Source organism: Virgibacillus indicus (assembly GCF_002266285.1).
Taxonomy (GTDB): domain Bacteria; phylum Bacillota; class Bacilli; order Bacillales; family Amphibacillaceae; genus Virgibacillus_K; species Virgibacillus_K indicus.
In genome coordinates this window covers 84,168-102,938 of the sequence record NZ_NPMS01000009.1, presented here as the reverse complement: position 1 = coordinate 102,938, position 18,771 = coordinate 84,168, and the positions used below count along the sequence as shown (strand labels likewise).

General features: G+C 37.9%; 15 protein-coding genes and 2 pseudogenes. 11 read left to right on the top strand and 6 right to left on the bottom strand.

The window, feature by feature from the left end:
- Positions 1-40: 40 nt before the first annotated feature.
- Both CIL03_RS16135 and CIL03_RS16130 read left to right on the top strand, forming a co-directional pair.
- The gene (locus tag CIL03_RS16135; RefSeq protein WP_094886916.1) at positions 41-1,468 is read left to right on the top strand and encodes a vWA domain-containing protein; all 1,428 of its coding nucleotides are present in this window, start codon (positions 41-43) and stop codon (positions 1,466-1,468) included.
- A gap of 231 nt (positions 1,469-1,699) precedes the next feature.
- Positions 1,700-2,461: a LysM peptidoglycan-binding domain-containing protein gene (locus tag CIL03_RS16130; protein ID WP_094886915.1), complete on the top strand. Its 762-nt coding sequence runs from the start codon at positions 1,700-1,702 to the stop codon at positions 2,459-2,461.
- A 57-nt stretch (positions 2,462-2,518) separates the two neighbouring features.
- Here CIL03_RS16130 and CIL03_RS16125 read toward each other — a convergent pair whose 3' ends face one another.
- Entirely contained in the window at positions 2,519-3,400 is an 882-nt protein-coding gene (locus CIL03_RS16125; protein WP_094886914.1) for a DMT family transporter, read from the bottom strand.
- A gap of 359 nt (positions 3,401-3,759) precedes the next feature.
- On the opposite strand from CIL03_RS16125, the gene CIL03_RS16120 reads away from it, so the two are divergent.
- From CIL03_RS16120 to CIL03_RS16110, 3 genes are all read left to right on the top strand, one after another.
- Positions 3,760-4,959 (top strand): hypothetical protein, encoded by a 1,200-nt coding sequence (locus CIL03_RS16120; protein ID WP_094886913.1) that lies wholly within the window; start codon positions 3,760-3,762, stop codon positions 4,957-4,959.
- A gap of 295 nt (positions 4,960-5,254) precedes the next feature.
- A complete protein-coding gene (locus CIL03_RS16115; RefSeq protein ID WP_094886912.1) occupies positions 5,255-5,812 on the top strand; it encodes an RNA polymerase sigma factor in 558 nt (185 codons plus the stop codon).
- A complete protein-coding gene (locus tag CIL03_RS16110) occupies positions 5,805-7,223 on the top strand; it encodes a hypothetical protein (RefSeq protein WP_094886911.1) in 1,419 nt (472 codons plus the stop codon). The genes CIL03_RS16115 and CIL03_RS16110 overlap by 8 nt, the downstream gene beginning before the upstream one ends.
- Before the next feature lie 106 nt (positions 7,224-7,329).
- Here the strand turns inward: CIL03_RS16110 and CIL03_RS16105 are convergent.
- Positions 7,330-8,904: pseudogene (locus CIL03_RS16105) on the bottom strand (BCCT family transporter).
- 425 nt (positions 8,905-9,329) lie between these two features.
- Positions 9,330-10,376, bottom strand: a complete 1,047-nt coding sequence (locus tag CIL03_RS16100; RefSeq protein ID WP_094886910.1) for a M14 family zinc carboxypeptidase — start codon at positions 10,374-10,376, stop codon at positions 9,330-9,332.
- 235 nt (positions 10,377-10,611) lie between these two features.
- On the opposite strand from CIL03_RS16100, the gene CIL03_RS16095 reads away from it, so the two are divergent.
- On the top strand, positions 10,612-11,136 hold the full coding sequence (locus CIL03_RS16095; RefSeq protein WP_094886909.1) for a GNAT family N-acetyltransferase: 525 nt from the start codon (positions 10,612-10,614) through the stop codon (positions 11,134-11,136).
- 83 nt (positions 11,137-11,219) lie between these two features.
- On the top strand, positions 11,220-11,870 hold the full coding sequence (locus CIL03_RS16090; RefSeq protein WP_094886908.1) for a lysozyme inhibitor LprI family protein: 651 nt from the start codon (positions 11,220-11,222) through the stop codon (positions 11,868-11,870).
- A gap of 115 nt (positions 11,871-11,985) precedes the next feature.
- Here the strand turns inward: CIL03_RS16090 and CIL03_RS16085 are convergent, their stop codons facing one another.
- Both CIL03_RS16085 and CIL03_RS16080 read right to left on the bottom strand, forming a co-directional pair.
- The gene (locus tag CIL03_RS16085; RefSeq protein ID WP_206207715.1) at positions 11,986-12,903 is read right to left on the bottom strand and encodes a glycine betaine ABC transporter substrate-binding protein; all 918 of its coding nucleotides are present in this window, start codon (positions 12,901-12,903) and stop codon (positions 11,986-11,988) included.
- Between the two features lie 372 nt (positions 12,904-13,275).
- Positions 13,276-13,881 (bottom strand): YdhK family protein, encoded by a 606-nt coding sequence (locus CIL03_RS16080; RefSeq protein ID WP_094886906.1) that lies wholly within the window; start codon positions 13,879-13,881, stop codon positions 13,276-13,278.
- A 190-nt stretch (positions 13,882-14,071) separates the two neighbouring features.
- On the opposite strand from CIL03_RS16080, the pseudogene CIL03_RS16075 reads away from it, so the two are divergent.
- From CIL03_RS16075 to CIL03_RS19905, 4 genes and pseudogenes are all read left to right on the top strand, one after another.
- Positions 14,072-16,236 (top strand): annotated as a pseudogene (locus tag CIL03_RS16075) (heavy metal translocating P-type ATPase).
- Positions 16,237-16,428: 192 nt separating this feature from the next.
- Positions 16,429-16,731 (top strand): metal-sensing transcriptional repressor, encoded by a 303-nt coding sequence (locus CIL03_RS16070; RefSeq protein WP_094886905.1) that lies wholly within the window; start codon positions 16,429-16,431, stop codon positions 16,729-16,731.
- A 453-nt stretch (positions 16,732-17,184) separates the two neighbouring features.
- Entirely contained in the window at positions 17,185-17,460 is a 276-nt protein-coding gene (locus CIL03_RS16065; protein ID WP_094886904.1) for a CD3324 family protein, read from the top strand.
- A gap of 427 nt (positions 17,461-17,887) precedes the next feature.
- Entirely contained in the window at positions 17,888-18,058 is a 171-nt protein-coding gene (locus CIL03_RS19905; RefSeq protein ID WP_165767985.1) for a hypothetical protein, read from the top strand.
- 232 nt (positions 18,059-18,290) lie between these two features.
- On the opposite strand, the gene CIL03_RS16060 is transcribed toward CIL03_RS19905, so the two are convergent.
- Positions 18,291-18,491, bottom strand: a complete 201-nt coding sequence (locus CIL03_RS16060) for a hypothetical protein (protein WP_094886903.1) — start codon at positions 18,489-18,491, stop codon at positions 18,291-18,293.
- Positions 18,492-18,771: the final 280 nt, after the last annotated feature.

Here is an 18,771-nt window from a genome sequence, read left to right as displayed (position 1 = left end):
TTGGAAGTATAACTATATTTTTAAAGAATAGAGGGGGAGTATGAAAAAAGTACATATAACAATTCTGGCTTTTTGCTTGTTGTTACTTGCTGCATGTAATGATGGTAAAACTACAGATTCAGAAGAAAGCAGTAGTGAGGAAGCAGCTGCAGGTGTGGAAGCAGAGGCAGAAGACACAGACGGAAAAGAAGAAAAAGAAGAAAAAGAAAAGCAGTCTCAAGAAGAGGAAAATGAAGAAGTTATCGCTGAAGATACTGTTGAGGATTTGCCACCCATACCCACTTCATTTACAGAAGCAGCGGACTACCCAATAACGGGACAGTTTGCTGGCGAGGAGTTTACCAATCAGCCGGAAATTATCGAAGTGCTGGATTCGATTCCGACATTAACACGGGAAAGTACCGAGGAAGAAGTTGAACATTGGAAACGGTACCTTTGGACATTGTTTCAAGAAGATTTTAGTCCTGTAAATGTACCAATTGATCAATGGGAATCCATGCAATTTAATGACCCGACTGCTGAAGGAAATGAAGTACTCAAACGAAAAGAAACTTATAATATTGCTATTCTATTAGACTCAAGTGGAAGTATGGGGAATTACGAAGATGGCAGAACAAGAATGGATTTAGCGAAGGAAGCCATCCAGCAATTTGTAGAAAATCTTCCGGAAGAAGCGAATATCTCCCTTGATGTTTATGGACATATTGGATCCGGAAGTGATGCTGACAAAGAAAAGTCCTGTTCCAATATAGAAGAAGTTTATCCGCTTTCTACATATAATAATGAAAAATTTTCCGATGCTTTAAATCAATTTGAGCCTGCAGGATGGACGCCGATGGCTAAAGCTATTCAAGTGGTAGAAGAAAAGCTTAAGGATTACAATGGTAAAGAAAATTCAAATATCATTTATATCGTTAGTGATGGTGTTGGAACTTGTAATGGTGATCCCGTAAAAGCGATTCAATCTCTTGCTGAATCCCAAATTGACCCGGTTGTAAATATTATTGGCTATCAGGTAGATAATGAAGGGCTGGAGCAACTGAAGGAAATGGCGGATGCATCAGATGGGCGCTATATCAATGCAACAAACCAAGCAGATCTTGTATCTGAATTTGAGCAGACAGTTGATATGGCGAAAGTCTGGTCAGAATGGAGTAAGGATGCCAAAGAGACAATTAGTAAATTATCCAATACTATTAGGGACCAGTTAACTGATTGGAATAAGAAGCAGAAGGAGCAACTGGCTCGCGAAAATGATAACTTGAAAGCAGCAATAGTGTATTTGAAAGAAGAGGAAATTATTGACTCTAAAGTCTATTTGGATTTTATCGGGCAGGCTGCTGATTACTTTCTTTCGGTTAATGGAGAAATTGCGGAAACTTACTTAGATATTATCGGCACAAATGCTGATGCGTTTTTAGATAACCTTTTTGATATTAATGATCGTTTCCTGGATAATATTGATTAATTACTCTCACTGGAGTGAGAGTAATAGTTGGAAATTCATCGGCCTGTTGGTGAGGACGAAAGTAATTGAAGTAATTGAAAGGTCAGTCCCCACCATATTAACTCTTTATCATAATGGGGACTGAAATTATGGGTTATCTCCCCAACGGCTATCACCCAACCAATCCAAAAAGAATACATTATTATGCGCAACATTTGATATTCGTTTTTCGATGAATAGGGAGGTAAAAATATGACCAATTTTTATAATGGGGGATTTACCCATATTATTCACCCAGGTGATAATTTCTGGCTATTGGCACAGCGGTATAATACAACGATTGGGGAAATTTTAACGGTGAATCCGGGAGTAAACCCATATTATCTTCAGGCAGGACAACATATTTCCATACCTGTTTCACAAACGACTCCTGGGTTTACACGGCAAGATCAATGCGTAAGTCAAGCAGCAGTTGATTTAATGCGTGATAACCGAAGCCTTTGGGAGGAGCATGTAGCATGGACCAGAATGACGATTATAAGCCTAACCTATAATCTGCCAGACCTGGAATTTGTTATCGCGCGTCTTTTGCAAAATGCGACAGACATGGGAGATATGATTCGGCCAATATATGGAGAAGCAGCGGCTGACACGTATGCTGCTTTGATTCAGGAACATCTTCTAATTGCTGCTGATCTTGTAAATGCAGCTATTGCCGGTGATGAGCAAGCGGCAATGACTGCAGAACAAATGTGGTATAACAATGCAGATGAGATTGCTGTATTTCTTAGCAGCATTAACCGATTTTTACCTGAGGAAGAAGTTAGGGCTATGTTCTATCTTCATTTGGATTTAACCAAACAGGAGGCTGTATTTATGATAAACAAGGAATATCAGAAAGATGTTGCAATATATGATGAGATTGAAGAACAAGCCAGAGAAATGTCGGACACCATTTCTGAGGCAATGATAAAGTTAAATCCAGATAAGTATAAGTGTCAATCCCAAAGCTAAAAAAGCAACTTCAACAAAAGGGTGGGATTGCTGTAAAAAGAGTATTTCCGAAACCAGTCATTGTTTTACGGTATTTCTTTTTCGCTGGTAGGTGGAAAATATGACGCCGCCAACTATAAATAGGGAACCCGCTATCTCTATATCAGTGATTGGTTTGTAAAGTAATATTAATCCCATGATCATCGCAACGAAAGGTTCTAAATTTGATAGGATAGATGCTTTTGAAGCATCGACATAGCGGATGTAATTATTCCAAACAAGGTTTGCGATCCCATGAACGGTAACGGCTGTCCCAATGAGTAAAGCCCAATCGGAGAAAGCAGTACTGATTCGTAATGGGTTGTCCAATAAGAAGACAAACGGAATGGACACAATAAATCCCACGATATTCGAGTAGAGAGTCATCGTAACTGGATCGATTCGCCGGGAAAGCATTCTCGTCATAATAATCATGATGGCGAATGTTACCATTGTCAGAACAATCCATAGCAATCCTTTGTCAATATGGACAGAGGATAAGCTTCCCTTCGTTACAACCAGGTAAATTCCGATGATTGCAAAAATGGACCCTGCCAGCATTTGAATTGTTAATTTTTCTTTCAGGAAGATGGCAGCCAAAAATCCTGTTAAAATGGGGGCTGTAGCCAGAATTAGGGCAGATGTTGTGGGGTCAGCAGTTTCTAATCCTGCAAAAAAAGACCATTGATTTATAAACACACCAATAACCCCTAAAAAGAAAACTGCAAGCCAATCTGTTTTATTTAGCCGTTTTACAGGTCTTTTATAATACGATAAACCGGTTAATACGAAGACAATAAAAAATAGCCTTAGTGATGTCAACAGGGTTGGCGAGAAATCCTGAACTAAGATTTTTCCAAACACAAAATTGCTTCCCCATACGATTACACAAAGCGTCAGCCACGAATATGCTTTTAACATTTATCATACGATCTCCTATACTAATATAATGACTTTAGAATTATAATCTTCAGAGTATGTTTTGTATATCATTTTGCTCAGAGAGGAGATTATAAATACAAGGCATTATTCCAAATTGTATATTAACTAGCGGTAGTTCTTTAGGAACTATCTTATTTTTTTTAAAGAACACCCTCTATTTTATTTTAGAGTTATCTAGGAGTGATTATTATAGGCAGGCATGGCTATCTTTATAAGTCCAGTGAATTGGATGATGCATTTTTAAGAAAATACAATACTATTTTTTGAATAATATGATAGTATAAAGGATATTCACACAGATTGATTCTTATAGTGCTAAAGAGCAGGGGCTGAAAAAAATGGCAGCGTATCTTAGTAGAATTTTCCAAGACTTGGAAGAAGTAAATTTAGAAAATTATTGGCCAGGTTTTAAATCGGTTGCATTCGCCTTTTATGACAGCAGCCGGGTTTACTTATTCAATCATCCGAAATTCAAAAGTAATCAACAAAATAATTTTCAAACCTTAAAGCGGGATGAACAATTTAATGGTTGTACACTAATTATGTATGAAGAATATCCAACCGCAATTGCAGACCTGAAATTATATGGCGACTACGAAGGATTATATTCTATCTTAGTACACGAGTTATTTCATGGATTTCAATATCTTCAGGGGGAAAAAAGGTTTCCAAATGAATTGAAGGGAATAAGTTATCCATTATTAAAAGAAAATGTGGAATTGCGGAGTCAGGAAAGAGCGATGCTTTATCGCGCAATGTTAGAAAAAAATTCTATTAAAAAGAAAAACTATCTTAATACGTTCATTGCCTTAAGAGAAAAAAGAGCTGCCAATAACAATGACTATATATTATACGAAAAATTAGTTGAAACAATAGAAGGACCAGCGTGGTATATTGAGCTAAAGGCTTATGCTGAAAAAAGCACGTTAGAATACAATGCCATTTTAAAGAAATACGGACAGGACCTTATAGACAAATATGAATCAACATCAGATATACGGAAGAGTTGTTTTAGTTCAGGTTTGGCTATGTGTTTATTGCTTGATGACTTTTTGCCAGATTGGAAGGGAAGTTTTTGGAACAAAGAAGAAACGCTATACGATATGTTAAAACAATTTTCCGATAACTATGGAAAAATAGCTGACGTGACAATAAGCGCTGAAACAGAGGAAGCAATTAATCTGGTTAGACAAAATAGGAAAAAACAAATTGAGAACTTTGAGCAGCAAGCAGGTATTACTTTATATATTGAAGGTGAAATAACTGTGAAAGCTTTTGACCCGATGAATATCGTTTCATTTAAAGATAAGCTTTTACATAAGAACTTTATAAAAGTAAGAATGAACAATAAAGACTATTTTATTCAGCAGCCTGCTATAGCATATTGTAATGGAGGACTTCTAAATATAACTAAATTACATTTGAATTTAAAGGATAATCCCATTGAGAATAGTGATTCACTGACTGTTGATGGTATCGGAGTTATAAACGGAAGGTATAAGAAGCAGGAAGGTATTTTGCATTTATATGTGAATTAGGATCATTCTTTATGCAATGATAGTGTGCATTTATTCAAGAAGGAATGATGCCCAAATGGAAAAGGCAGTTGAGGTCCGACTAAACGATGATAAAAGTGGGTGATACCATTGAATATATAAATGATGTTGATATTTCTCATTTTTCGATTAGTCGATTTAAATAGTCAGGAAATGAAAGGTGATCATTAAAGGTTGCCTTTTTTATTTTGGGTGGGATAAGAAAATAAAGAATAAGAGAATCCTTATTTTTTATCCAACGTCTATCATTATGAGAGAGAAACAGGAGGGGGAATAAATGGAGGACCACGAGCTTATACATCAGGTTCTTGAAGGTGACCAATCAGCAATCGAAAAGCTGCATGGCCGATATGTTGATCGTATTTTTAATTATATTTTCATGCAAACAAGTAACTATCATGATTCGGAGGAACTGCTGCAGGATGTTTTTTATAAGACAGCAAGCGGGCTTCATACATTTAGAGGGAGATCGTCCTTTGAGACGTGGATTTTTAGAATAACCCGGAATGTCATCATTGATTATTATAGAAAGAATAAAAAAAGGAATAATTCTATTTCAATGAATCAGACCATCTTAGATTCGATGACAGGCAGTGAAGAATCAGCTGAGAATGCAGTTCTGCGGGAATTGGATGTGGATGAGGTCATGTTTACCCTCGAAAAACTGCCAGATCACTATCGTATGGTTCTTCAGTTGAGGTTTATCGAAAGTTTTTCCATTAAAGAAACGGCTAATATTATGGGGAAAACGACACTTTCCGTGAAGGCTTTGCAACATCGAGCCAGAAAGGCACTTTTGGAACAAATCCAGCCGGGGGTGATGAATTATGAATAAGTTTAATGAAAGGGAAGATGAGTTGCTCGATTCGTTGAGGAAACAGAAGGGGATGAAGGTTTCCGAAGAGGCACGCGAGAAAAGCCTACACGCTTTTCAAAAAGGTCTAAAGGATGGGGAGGGTAAACGTGGAATGAGCGAGAAGTCTCGTAAATATGGCAGGAAAATTCCTGGAATTATTGCTGGAGCGGCTGCTGCAGGAATTTCAGTGCTGTTGTTTCTTAATACTGGAATAATAGACAGTAATCAGTCAGGGGCTGGTGGAAATGCTGAGATAGGCAGCGAAGAAAATAAAGATACAGAGTCAGATGCAATAAAAACTAATGATCAAGATGAAGTGAATGACATTGATTTATTAGATAAAGCACTGAATAGACCTGCTTTTAACTATAACGATTTAAATTCAATGCCAACACAAAAAATTTTTAATGGAAAAATTGAGGTTCATCTTCCAAGCGGCTGGACTGTTTCTGAAACGGAAGGCGACAATGAGTTTCAGATTCAAATGACTGGTGATGATGGAGAACAAATGAAACTTCTGCTTTTCGATAAAGCACATGCGCAGGAAGCATTCGATACCCGCATTCAAGAGTTGACAGCTGACTTTAAAAAAACGGAAGGGACTGCCATTCCCGTAGATGAGTTTGTAGAAAATATAAGCATGAATCGCGAGGTTTCATTTTCATATCCAAATGTTGTGCCATTTGATAAAGAGAATACTGAGATGACAGCATTTTATAATGGCGAAAGTGGTCAATTTATGGAAATGTATGTGTCTGAATTGTTTGGTTATCCGATGATTTTCACATCAGAATTTTCTTATGATGATGACGATAGCTGGAATAATTCTATAATATTCTTTACTTTTATGTATACAGGTAATCCACCACTCGATATCCATGGATCTGAAGGGGAAAATCATCCTGTGTACGAGAGACCTGTGGAAAAAGATGTTATTCTTCAAGTCGGTGCATCAGGAGTGGAACAAGTCGAGGTTGAGTTATACGAAAATAATGAATTAGGTCTAACAGGTTATCTTCCAAAGAACACTGACATACAACGGATAGAACATGATTATTTTATTGAATTGCGTTTTACAGAGCCGAATGTTTCGGAAAATAGTTTCTATTCTTTTGGTAAGCTTAAAGATGGCTTCCCGATAGAGAAGGGAAAAGAGATCATGTTTGAAGCCCTTGACATAGATCTTTCCTATTATAAAGAGTCAGATGGTCCTATTCCTCACCATTACTCATACCAAGATGCGGAAGCGTTCGTAGATGGATATATCCAATTATTCGAGGCTAACGGCGAATGGTATTACCAACATAAACATGCAGACAGACATGATTATAATGGTGGTGTGTATATACAAAGATTAAACATGTTTGTTGATTCAATTGAATGGCATTAAGTCTACTTTAACTGATGCTTTTCCAGGGATGGAAAAGCATCAGTATTTTTGAATAAAACATCAACGGAACAATTCTTCTATTGGGAAATGCAGATGCTGTCCATTATTAGCTTCTTTTATCTTGAGCATTATTTGTTTGATCAATATATTCTTTCATTCTTTTTTTGTCTGGAGTAATTGTTAAACCTAAGTACTTTCTTTCCTTATTGGCATCTTTGTAAAATGCTACTGCCATCAATATTACCACTACACTAAATGGCAATGCTGATATAATTGCTGCGGATTGTAATGCATTTAAGCCAGTTTCTCCACCTGCTAAAAGCAATACATATGCGATTGCTGATAAAGATAAGCCCCATACAATTTTTACAAAACCTGCAGGACGTAAAGTTCCGAAAGCAGTCTGCATGCCTAAAACAAATGTCGCAGAATCGGCAGAAGTGATAAAAAAAGATGATATAAGTGCCAACGTAATAACAGATAAAATGATACTTAAAGGCAGTTCATTGAGAATACCAAATAACTGAGTTTCAGGTGGCATTTCAAATATTTCTGGTACGCTTTGTCCCACTTCAACTCCTGTGAGGCCAAATGCGCTAAACCAAAATATACTCACAAAGGTTGGAACGAGCAATACCGCAAAGACAAATTCCCGGATGGACCTGCCACGTGAAATTCTTGCAATAAATATACCTACAAATGGACTCCAGCTCATCCACCAGCCCCAATAATATATAGTCCAAGACTGCATCCACTCATGTTTTTGTTCGTTTAACGGAGCTACATCTAAACTATTGAATAATAATGTATTAAAATAATCACCAGTCGAACTTGTCATCATATTGAGAATAAGTAAAGTTGGACCCAAAATTAAGACAGCAGCAAACAACAGACCTGCCAGGATCATATTTAAATTGCTTAAATACTGGATGCCTTTACTTAATCCACTCTAGGCACTATACAAGAACAACACAGTAACAACGGCGATGATAATGCCTTGGACAAGCTGGTTGCTCGGGATACCGAATAGGTAGTTCAAGCCTCCATTGATTTGCATTGCTCCTACACCCAAAGAAACAGCTACTCCAATAATTGTTGCGAATACGGATAACACATCAACAACATTACCGACAGGACCATCTACTTTATCTCCTAAAATAGGTCGTAATGTTTTAGATATTAAACCAACTTCACCTTTTCTAAACTGTGAATAAGCTAACGCGAGTGCTACAATACCATATACAGCCCAAGGATGAAATCCATAGTGCAGAAACGTTGATCTCATTGCTTCGGCCAAAGCTGCTTTTGTTTCCGGATCAGCAGTAGGTGGTGCCAGGTAATGTGAAATTGGTTCAGATGAGCCATAAAACACTAACCCAATCCCCATCCCAGCACTAAACAGCATGGTTAACCATGATATCGTTCTAAACTCAGGTTTATCATTTGGTTTACCCAGTTTGAGTTTACCGATTGGACTAAAACCTAAAAATATACAAAAAAATAAAATCAACGTAAAAAGTGTCATATAATACCAGCCGAACGTGTCCGTAACCCATGTACCAACAGCACCAGAGGTTTTACCAAATTGATCAGGAAAAACAGAGCCTAGAAATACTAGTATTCCGACAACGATTGACGCGTAAGTGAATACATTGGAAAATTGTTTTCTTTTTTCTCTCATAATATAGTTTCATCCTCTTTACTCATTTATGACACCCCCTCATGGGTTTATTTTCCAATAGCAGATAAGGGAGCAGCATCAAAAACTTTTCAATAAAAACGTACTAACTTTAATATCCTTTATTAGCGTCAACTTTATTCAGTTTCAAATAAATTAATGTCAATATTTAAATGGGAGTGGGCTATTAATATTTAGAAAACTTGGCTTATCGCTAAAGGGATTCTTGATAAGCGTATTTTGCTTTCCTAGAAGCCCGGATCGCAAGCTTTAATGGCGAAGTCCTTAGTTCGATGAAAAGTAATTTTCACCTGCAATGTTAAAGGTTTGAAGTGTTCCTTATGCACTTGCAGTAAGAAAGTAGTTATAACTTTCTTAACCGCTAAAAAAAGGAGCAATCCAAGTTGGATTACTCCTTATCATTGAAATTAATATGGCCGCTCTTCCTGAACTGGCAAGTCATCCCAGAAAGAAATATCTTTCTCATTAATTGTTCCATCTGCAACTGCTCTTGCTGCCGAATCCATGGCAATTACTGCCTGTTTTTTCAGGTAACCATTACTTTTTTGGCCCAATACTTCGAAGTCGTTGGCGTTATCGGCTGTGCCCCGCATTTCGAATAACAGGGTGGAAATACCATAGTCATGGGCAAGTCCGTAAACGCTGATACCGTTATCGTAAGCAGAACCTTTTCCTGCATAATTAGCAAGGTGTCCCCAGCCTTTTGGCTCGATGGCATCATAGACAACAGCGCCTAACTGTTTGGAACCTTGTAAAACCTCAGGGGCTGTATGGTCAGGATGTGATGGGAAGATAGCGCCGGAAACATATTTTCCGTCTTTTACCCATTGAGCTCCTTGATGGTGGAGGTCAATCATGTAATCTATATCGTATTTTTGCAATACATTGTTATGAAGTGCCTGTGTTTCTGGCTGCGTTTTCTCTTCGTGGTCACGATTTAAATCTGCCCCGTTTGCATTCAAGCGGGTAAGATGCCGATCCCCGCTTGCTGCGTAATCTTCTAACTCGTAATTCACATCTCCCATGGCCCCGTCCGCATTATACATCGGGATAAACAGGATATTCACATTTTCTAAAATACCTTTTGTCTTCCCCGTGCCAAGCTGCTTGATGAAATCCAAAGCCCCTTCCGTTGTCAATGCTTCATCACCATGCTGCTGAGTGATATATAGGATCGTCGGATTTTTCGGGTTTTGCATATATTTCACCAGATGCATATCCCGTCCTTTGACGGTTTTGCCAATGACCTCCAATTCCATATAAGTCTGCTTTTTTTCTTGCTTCTCAAGGTAATCCACCATCTCGCTGTATGTATGGAGAATCGACGTATTAATCGTCTCATGTCCTTGATAATCCGGCCCATTTCCTGCTGCTTGAACGAAAGCCATGTCAGCAAAGGATCCTCCTGCAAGTATAGTGCCAGTTAATGCGATGGATACTAGTTGTTTTTTCATGCAAAAATTCCTCCTTTATTTACTGCTTTCGACAAAAATCGTCATTTTCCTTCAATAATTTTAAAATCGATTGACCAGGAATATAAAAACGAACAAACAATTGGATTGTCCCCAAAATTGAAATAAAACCTGAAGCGGCGTTTTTTCCCTTGATTTGCCGTATGTCAATCGTGGATAATAGACTTAAAATAATAAATGAAGTATGTAACTTTGAATGATTGTGGAGGAAACGAAAATGTCTAGTCAACTGGAATTAAAAGCTATGGAAAAAGAAGATTTAGAGTTTGTTCACGGTTTAATGAACGATCCAACTATCATGTCCTTTTGGTTTGATGAACCTTACCAATCAAAAGCAGATCTGGAAGAAAAATATATGAAGAATAAAGACAGTGATCATATGCGCTTATTTATTTTGAAAAAGAATAAGGAGCAGCTCGGTTTTGTTGGTCTTTATTCAATTGATCCGATTCATCGTAAAGCAGAATTTGCGATCATGATCGATCCGGCTCATCAGGGGTTTGGCTATGCAGGCCAGGCAACGAGACTCGCAATGGATTATGCTTTCAGGATATTAAATCTTCATAAACTATACTTGACTGTCGATGAAATAAATGAAAAGGCCATTCATGTCTATAATAAATCAGGCTTTAATACAGAAGCTGTGTTAAAGGATGAATACTTTGTCAAGGGCAGCTATCATAATGCAGTCATTATGAGTGCGTTTCAGAATGATTATTTTCAAAATGACGTATTGGTTTAGAAACGTAACTAAATTGTGCTGATGCATTCAAGGCAACTCATGCTTTTAAACCTAGATTACAGAAGAAGAAAGGCTGAATTTTAATGCAAACTAATCGTAAATTTTTGATAGGAATGTTAACAGCAGTATTGATTATTTTATTGGCAGCTTGTGAAAGCTCTTCTGATGGTTCAAGTGCTGCGATTGATAAGCCGTCACAAAATAGTTCATCTGAAAATGCAAATGACGATTCTTCTGGTACAGAAAATGCTTCAAACACAGACATGACTGAAACAGATAACAGTGATTCTGGTGATAATAATGCAAATGAAAAAGTGGATACATCAAACGATGTTACCGCAAAAGAAGAAAATCCGGATACTAATATTACAGCTAGTCTGAAGGAAGAGTATCTCAAGAAACTAAACGATGCTAAAAATAAAGTGGAAGAGATGCGAAAAAATCCGATAGACGACACAACATTCGCCTTGAAAAAGGTAGAAGGAGATGCATACGATATCTTGGATGGATTGCTAAATGAAATTTATGGGGTTCTAGAGAATCAGCTTACAAAAGAAGAAATGGATCTACTAAGAATAGAACAGCGCGAATGGTTAGATTACCGGGATCATACTGCAAAAGAGGCATCCCTTAAATATGAAGGCGGTACAATGGAACAATATGAATATGTAAGGGTCGAAAACAATCTGACAGAAGAAAGATGCTTTGAATTAGTTGAAGATTATATGAAGTAATTTTTCATTTAAATCATTTTTTTACAATTGGCAAATCATTTTAAAGATATGAAAATGTACAAATTAAAAAAGGGCCAGATCACTTTATACAAGCTAATCTGACCCTTAAATATTGTTATTCTTTTGGCTGTAAATCCTCAATGGAATCAATGTCCATATATTCAGGTACAGTCAAACCAATTATTGTACCTTGTAAGTTTGGCCCTAAATCAACAATGTCCTCCTTGTAATCTTCATAGAAAGAACCATGTGTTATTGGCAGCCATGGAGCAAGTGAAGCGTCGGCCTCGCCGTTTGCTATTGCCTGGAACACAATAGCCGGATCGACAGGTGTTAATGTTACTTGGAACCCTTGTTCTTCCAATACAAGTTTCATCACTTCACCAGAAGCACGTTCTGAATCCCAGGGGGTTAATACTAGTTCGATTTCTTTTCCATCTACTGGCTCTACACCCTCAGTCCATTCATTTACCTTGTCTTGATTATCCTCTACCCAAGCACTTGCTGCTTCCTCCATGGAAACATCTTGTGCTTCAAGCATGATCCCTTCCATATCTTCTACTTCCCAATTGAAACGATCAAGAATTTCATAAGCACTAGGCATGTCTTCTTCTAAGCCCATTCTTGTTATTGTATTTATATTCTCTTCTTCACCAAATGTACCCTTTGGATCCTCTAAATATTTCAGATCATATTCAGCAAACATATAGTGTGGATTCCAGCCTACTACTATAATAGGTTCTTCGTTATTAATTGCCTCACCAAGTTCGGTCATCATACCTGCAGTTGAGCTTTCTAAAACTTCCCATCCCTCTAGGTTTTCATATTCCTCTAAAGTGGTTTGAGCAAGACCCATTGCCCCTGCACCAGGCTCAATTCCTGTAATCGTATACTCTAACTCTTCACCTAGATTAGCAGTCTCATCACCCGCATTACCATTATCCTGTTCTTCTTCTGCTTCATAACCACCACAGCCAGTCAAGACTAAAGAAAAAGATAGGGCGAGCGTGATGCCAAATAACTTTAATTTCATCAATTATCCTTCCTCCTTCAAGTTTAAAAGGACTATCCAACATGATAGGTCCTCACCAATCAGTAATAATACAATAGATATAATTTCCAAACAAATTGGAAGAAACGCTGTATTACAGAACGTAAGTCAATAAAAATAGCTTTTGATTGCTTAGACTATATAATTCGCAGAAATACTGTAAATATGTACAAAATAGGTCTAAAACCGTGGGTCTTATGGAAATGGTGAACCTGGCATGCGTATGAATGCTTAGTTGAAGAGGTCGTTGGGATTGAAGCTAAGAACCTTTGAACTAAGCCATTCAATTGGCAGGGAAAAATAAAGTGGGCTGTCCTGATTGGCAGGTCAGCCCTTTGGTAAGGAGAGAAATCTTTACTCAACAGGAGTTAATTCACTCTCCGTTACCCATTTATGATTTTCAACTTCTTCTCCAGTTTCTGTATCTGTATAGCTTACCATATAGACAGTGGCTTCTTCTGCAGAGTCAATTGCAGCTGCAGCTCCTTTCATACCATCCATATGATTGGCTTCAAGAACCACCTCATCTCCTTGCTCATATGGTTGTTCTTTTGCATTCTCAATTTCTTCATGGATAACCCATTTATGGTTTTCCACTTTTTCTCCGCCGGTTGCCGGTGTGTAGGTTACAGCATAAACAGTTGTGTCATAAGCACCTTCAATGGTTGCAACTGCCCCATCCATGCCTTTCATATGATTTGCATTTATCATAGCTTCGCTTCCAACAGGATAAGCTGGATCCTCTGAATCAGCTAAATCTTCAGGAACTTCACCTGAACTTGAGTGATCCATATTAGCATGGGAGTTAGATTCTTTATCGTTATTTTCGTCAGTATTTGAATCTACCTCTGTCTCTGCCCCCTCATCTGGACTCGTTTCCTCATTGCCTCCAGCACATGCAGCCAATGTGAATATAGAGACTAGGGAAACAAATGCTATTAGTATCTTTGTAATTCTCATATAAATACTCCTTCCTTCATTTGTTCCATTAATACTGTACCCCAAAAATATGAAAACTAATTAGCAAGAGTTTATTAAAGTAATGTTTTAAATTTACCATACGGGGGTATTGTATGGTACAGTGGAATTAGATGAAGGTCTTTTGTGAAAAATGGATAAAATAAAATCAACCATTAGAGGAGTGATATAAATGGAAAAAAGTAGAAATGAAATACAAAAGCATAATCATAGTGAACACAACAATCGTGACCATCAAAACCACGATCACCATGATCATGAAAGTCACAACCACAATCATAACAGTAAACATATTCAAGAAAGTCATCATGATAATGGCGGACATGAAGACCATGATCATGAAAGTCATGAGAATCACGAACACCATCATGGCGGTCACGAAGGACATGGACATCATGACCACGGTGACATGGTAAGTGATTTTAAGAAACGTTTCTTTATTTCTTTAATTATTACCATTCCGATACTTGCTTTATCACCAATGATTCAGGAGTTCATCGGTGTGGATTGGCGCTTACGGGTGACATGTATCTTTTATTTGCGCTATCAACAATTGTCTTCTTCTATGGCGGCTGGCCATTTATAACTGGAGGCATCAGTGAGTTAAAAGAAAAGAGTCCCGGAATGATGACGCTGATTGCTTTAGCCATCATCATTGCATATGGGTACAGTACGCTTGTTGTATTTGGATGGGAAGGACATCAGTTATTCTGGGAATTAGCAACACTTGTTGACATTATGCTATTAGGCCATTGGATCGAAATGCGTTCTGTTATGGGTGCTTCGAATGCACTTGAGCAGCTTGTAAAACTCATGCCAAATGAAGCACATCGATTGGATGGCAATGACCAAATTCAAGATGTTCCATTGTCGGACCTGAAACACAATGATAGGGTACTCGTAAAACCAGGTGAGAAGATTCCTGTTGATGGAACAATCATTGATGGGAAATCAGCAATTGATGAATCAATGCTGACAGGGGAATCTATTCCAGTTGAAAAGAACAATGGAGATGAAGTAATCGGTGGCTCCGTTAACAAAGAAGGGTCACTGACGATTCAAGTAGAAAAAACTGGTGAGGATTCGTATTTATCACAGGTTATTACAATGGTTAAAGAAGCACAGGAATCAAAATCCAAAACACAGGATTTAACAAATCGTGCGGCAAAATGGTTGTTTTACCTTGCTTTAACAGCTGGATTTGCAACACTGTTCATTTGGTTATTGATCGGCTATTCATTCGACGTGGCAGTCGAACGCATGGTAACAGTGATGGTAATAACCTGCCCACATGCCTTAGGACTGGCAGCCCCACTGGTTGTAGCAGTTTCTACAGCAATTTCCGCTAAAAAAGGGTTGTTGATCCGTAATCGAGCAAACTTTGAAGGTGCACGTAATCTTAATGCGGTTGTTTTTGATAAAACCGGAACATTGACGAAAGGGGAATTTGGTGTAACAGACATTATACCTAGTGAGGGGTATCGTGAAGAAGATATACTAAAACTGGCAGCTAGCATTGAACAAAATTCAGAACACCCAATTGCAACAGGCATTGTTAAGGCAACAAAGGACAAGAGCGTTCAATTAGGAAAAGCAACAGATTTCGAATCCATCACGGGTAAAGGCATTCAAGGGAAAGTAGATGGCGAAAAAGTAAATGTTGTCAGTCCGGGCTATGTGGATAACAATAATTTAACCTATGATCAAAACATATTTAATAAAATGTCGGAAGAAGGAAAGACTGTTGTATTTGTCCTGCTTGAAGACAAGCTGATTGGCATGATTGCACTTGCAGATATGGTTCGTGAAACAGCAAAAGAAGCAATTGCAGCCTTGAAGGAAAATGAAATCCATTCCATTATGCTAACAGGTGACAATCAAAAAGTAGCGAATTGGGTTGCAAAGCAATTAGGGATAGAAGAAGTATATGCTGAAGTTTTACCAGATGATAAAGCCAATCAAGTGAAGAAAATTCAGGAAAAGGGCTGGAAGGTCGCGATGACAGGAGATGGAGTCAATGATGCCCCTGCACTTGCAACAGCAGATTTAGGTATTGCAATTGGTGCAGGAACTGACGTAGCCATGGAAACCGCAGATGTTGTTCTGGTTAAAAGTAACCCGAATGACGTTGTAGCCTTGATGGATTTATCTAAAAAAACGTATCGGAAAATGGTGCAGAATCTTTGGTGGGCAACAGGATACAATATATTTGCAATCCCGCTCGCTGCAGGTGTCCTGGCACCAGTTGGAATTGTGTTGAGTCCTGCAGCAGGTGCTGTATTAATGAGTTTAAGTACAATAATTGTTGCGATTAATGCAAGGTTATTAAAGGCATAAATATTTTGGTTAGGGGGTTGATTTTAACTAGATTATCCCCCGGAAAATTTTTAAAACGCATAGATAAAGAGCAATTAATAGGTTAATATAATCACTAGACAACTATGTCCGCTAAAAAATATAAAGGTTAACTATCGGCATTCATACATACGGGGGTATAGTAAATGTGTAAAAGGAAAGGGAGTGATTCATTTGGATAAATTCTTACATGACCACCCAAGCAAACCAAGAACAAAGGATGAAAAAGAAAAAGTAATTAACCGCCTAAAACGGATCGAAGGCCAGGTTCGAGGGATACAGAAAATGGTGGAAGAAGACCGATATTGTGTCGAGATTTTAGTACAAATCAGTGCAATTCAATCTGCTTTAAAAAATGTAGGCTTCGCTGTTACCGAACGGCATATCAACCATTGTGTAAGTGATGCGATTAAACAGGGGGAAGGCAAAGAAACGATTGAAGAATTAATGAGTGTGTTAAAACAGTTCTCTAAATAGACGGGATTATCATGAGAGAAACAAACCACAACACTTGGTGTAACAGGAATGACCTGCGCCTTTGTTCTGAAAGCATCAGAAACGTTCCCATGCTTCCTGGAGCAAATTAATTATAATAAAACTTTCACTTGCAGGTGGGGGAATACTATGAGTTAATAAGGGTGTCGGGCCGACAGACTCTTGCGAAAGGAGGCTGATTATATTGATCACAAAATTTGAGGTGATTTCCGCATAAGCGGGAATCAAAGCGTATGGGGCCGCATGATGCGGCTCCATTTAATATTTCTATGGTTTTCAGAACATTGGCATCTTTCCATTTTCTGAGAAATCAATTAAACTGTAATTACGAAAGATCAAAATCAAAATTTTAAAGAAAGGAGATGTTGATCGTGAGCGATGTGAATATGTTTAAAAAATTTATCCGTGTACACCTTAATAAGGAGGACGTAAATCGTGCAATACAAAAATGGAAAAGAGGCTCTTCCCCCTAGATTGCTGAAAGAAATCCAGAAGTATATCCAGGGCGAACTGATTTATATTCCCAAGGAAGGAAATCAACGAGCGGGATGGGGAGAGGTAAACGGTTCCCGCGCGTTAATTGCCCAGAGAAATAAGGCAATTTTTCAAGCTTACAGTGAAGGAAAGTCTCTGGAAGAATTAGAGCAGATGTATAATTTATCTAACGATAGTATTCGTAAAATCATCTATAAAACCCGCAGCATATCATGAACCAAAACAGAATATCAAAAGGGCTTCCCAAAGCCATTTTAAATAATGAAGCGTGGTGATTTTTACCACGCTTTTGTTATTTTGAACGACTATTCATCTAGCTCCCCCAAAGTGTGTATAAAATAATTATAATTATTCTTTCGCTTGTTTGCAGGGTTTGTTTCATGCGTTAATAGGTATGTCGCGATAGATTCTGGTGAAAGGAGGCTGAATGATTATGACTTCACAAATAAAGGTGATTTTTGTATAAAAGGAAATCTCAGGAAAGTAAGAGGAACAAGCATGTTCAGGAAACCATATTCAGACTAAGGTGCATATTCCAAAAGCAGAGATGGTTTGCAAAGGAAATGTCCGTCGAATGCCGAAGACCAGAAGCCTTCCCGGTTGTATGAGAAACAATTTAAACAACATTAAGGGAGGGATTGGATTGCATTTTCATTTTGACATTTATAAAGGTATCGTAAACGATCGCATGAAACAATTGATGAGCGAAGCCAATGAATATAGAATGGTTACTAAAACTAAATACGTAACAGATAGAAAAATGAAGAAAAACATGCTTTTCAGATCATTTTTTGGTCCGGGAAATGCTGATTGAACACAAGGCGAAAGATGGATAAAAGGGAACTCAAGACTTTTTAAGTAAACTGAATTGATAAGCCAGGCAAATGATTTTTTTAAGAAAATAGGGAGAAAGCCCATCAGCATATGGTTTTTAATTGAATAAGCAAAGGAAAATCTATTTTGAAGACGAAATGGATTTTCCTTTCACTTTATCAAGGAAATATAACTACTTAAGTCCATCCTGTCCAAACTAAATTATCAACCTTTCAGGAAGACTGAAAATTAACCATTGAAATACCAGTAATTTTTACGGTCTGTCCTTCCTCAAGCTGGATCTCGCTTTCTGTTGAAGCAAATTGACCACTGATTACCTCATATATTTTTGATTTTCCGTCACGATCCAGAATTAGAAGATGGCCAAACCCGCCATTGCCTTTAATGGAGTATTTCCCAGGTTTATTATCCAAGCCCACCCTCCAAATGCCTGCTGACAACTGTGTCGAGGGCTCAGTCTGGATTGCTTCTGCACCAGCATTTTCAAGTCCATCAATTGTGATGATATCCGTTTCGTGTATATCAGCTGTAATGCTTATTACACCAGGTGAGCCAATGACTTCATGTTGTATCAGCTTTCCGCCCTTATCGTGGATGGAAATATTGCCTGAAATCTCACCGAAGAGCCTGTATCGGCCGGTGGGGAGTGAGAATTTCTCCTGTTATGTATTTCTAAAATAAATACTAATTTAA

Coding starts and splice junctions, on each gene's coding strand:
- CIL03_RS16135 (WP_094886916.1), top strand. CDS start 41: ATGAAAAAAGTACATATAACAATTCTGGCTTTTTGCTTGTTGTTACTT.
- CIL03_RS16130 (WP_094886915.1), top strand. CDS start 1,700: ATGACCAATTTTTATAATGGGGGATTTACCCATATTATTCACCCAGGT.
- CIL03_RS16125 (WP_094886914.1), bottom strand. CDS start 3,400: ATGTTAAAAGCATATTCGTGGCTGACGCTTTGTGTAATCGTATGGGGA.
- CIL03_RS16120 (WP_094886913.1), top strand. CDS start 3,760: ATGGCAGCGTATCTTAGTAGAATTTTCCAAGACTTGGAAGAAGTAAAT.
- CIL03_RS16115 (WP_094886912.1), top strand. CDS start 5,255: ATGGAGGACCACGAGCTTATACATCAGGTTCTTGAAGGTGACCAATCA.
- CIL03_RS16110 (WP_094886911.1), top strand. CDS start 5,805: ATGAATAAGTTTAATGAAAGGGAAGATGAGTTGCTCGATTCGTTGAGG.
- CIL03_RS16100 (WP_094886910.1), bottom strand. CDS start 10,376: ATGAAAAAACAACTAGTATCCATCGCATTAACTGGCACTATACTTGCA.
- CIL03_RS16095 (WP_094886909.1), top strand. CDS start 10,612: ATGTCTAGTCAACTGGAATTAAAAGCTATGGAAAAAGAAGATTTAGAG.
- CIL03_RS16090 (WP_094886908.1), top strand. CDS start 11,220: ATGCAAACTAATCGTAAATTTTTGATAGGAATGTTAACAGCAGTATTG.
- CIL03_RS16085 (WP_206207715.1), bottom strand. CDS start 12,903: ATGAAATTAAAGTTATTTGGCATCACGCTCGCCCTATCTTTTTCTTTA.
- CIL03_RS16080 (WP_094886906.1), bottom strand. CDS start 13,881: ATGAGAATTACAAAGATACTAATAGCATTTGTTTCCCTAGTCTCTATA.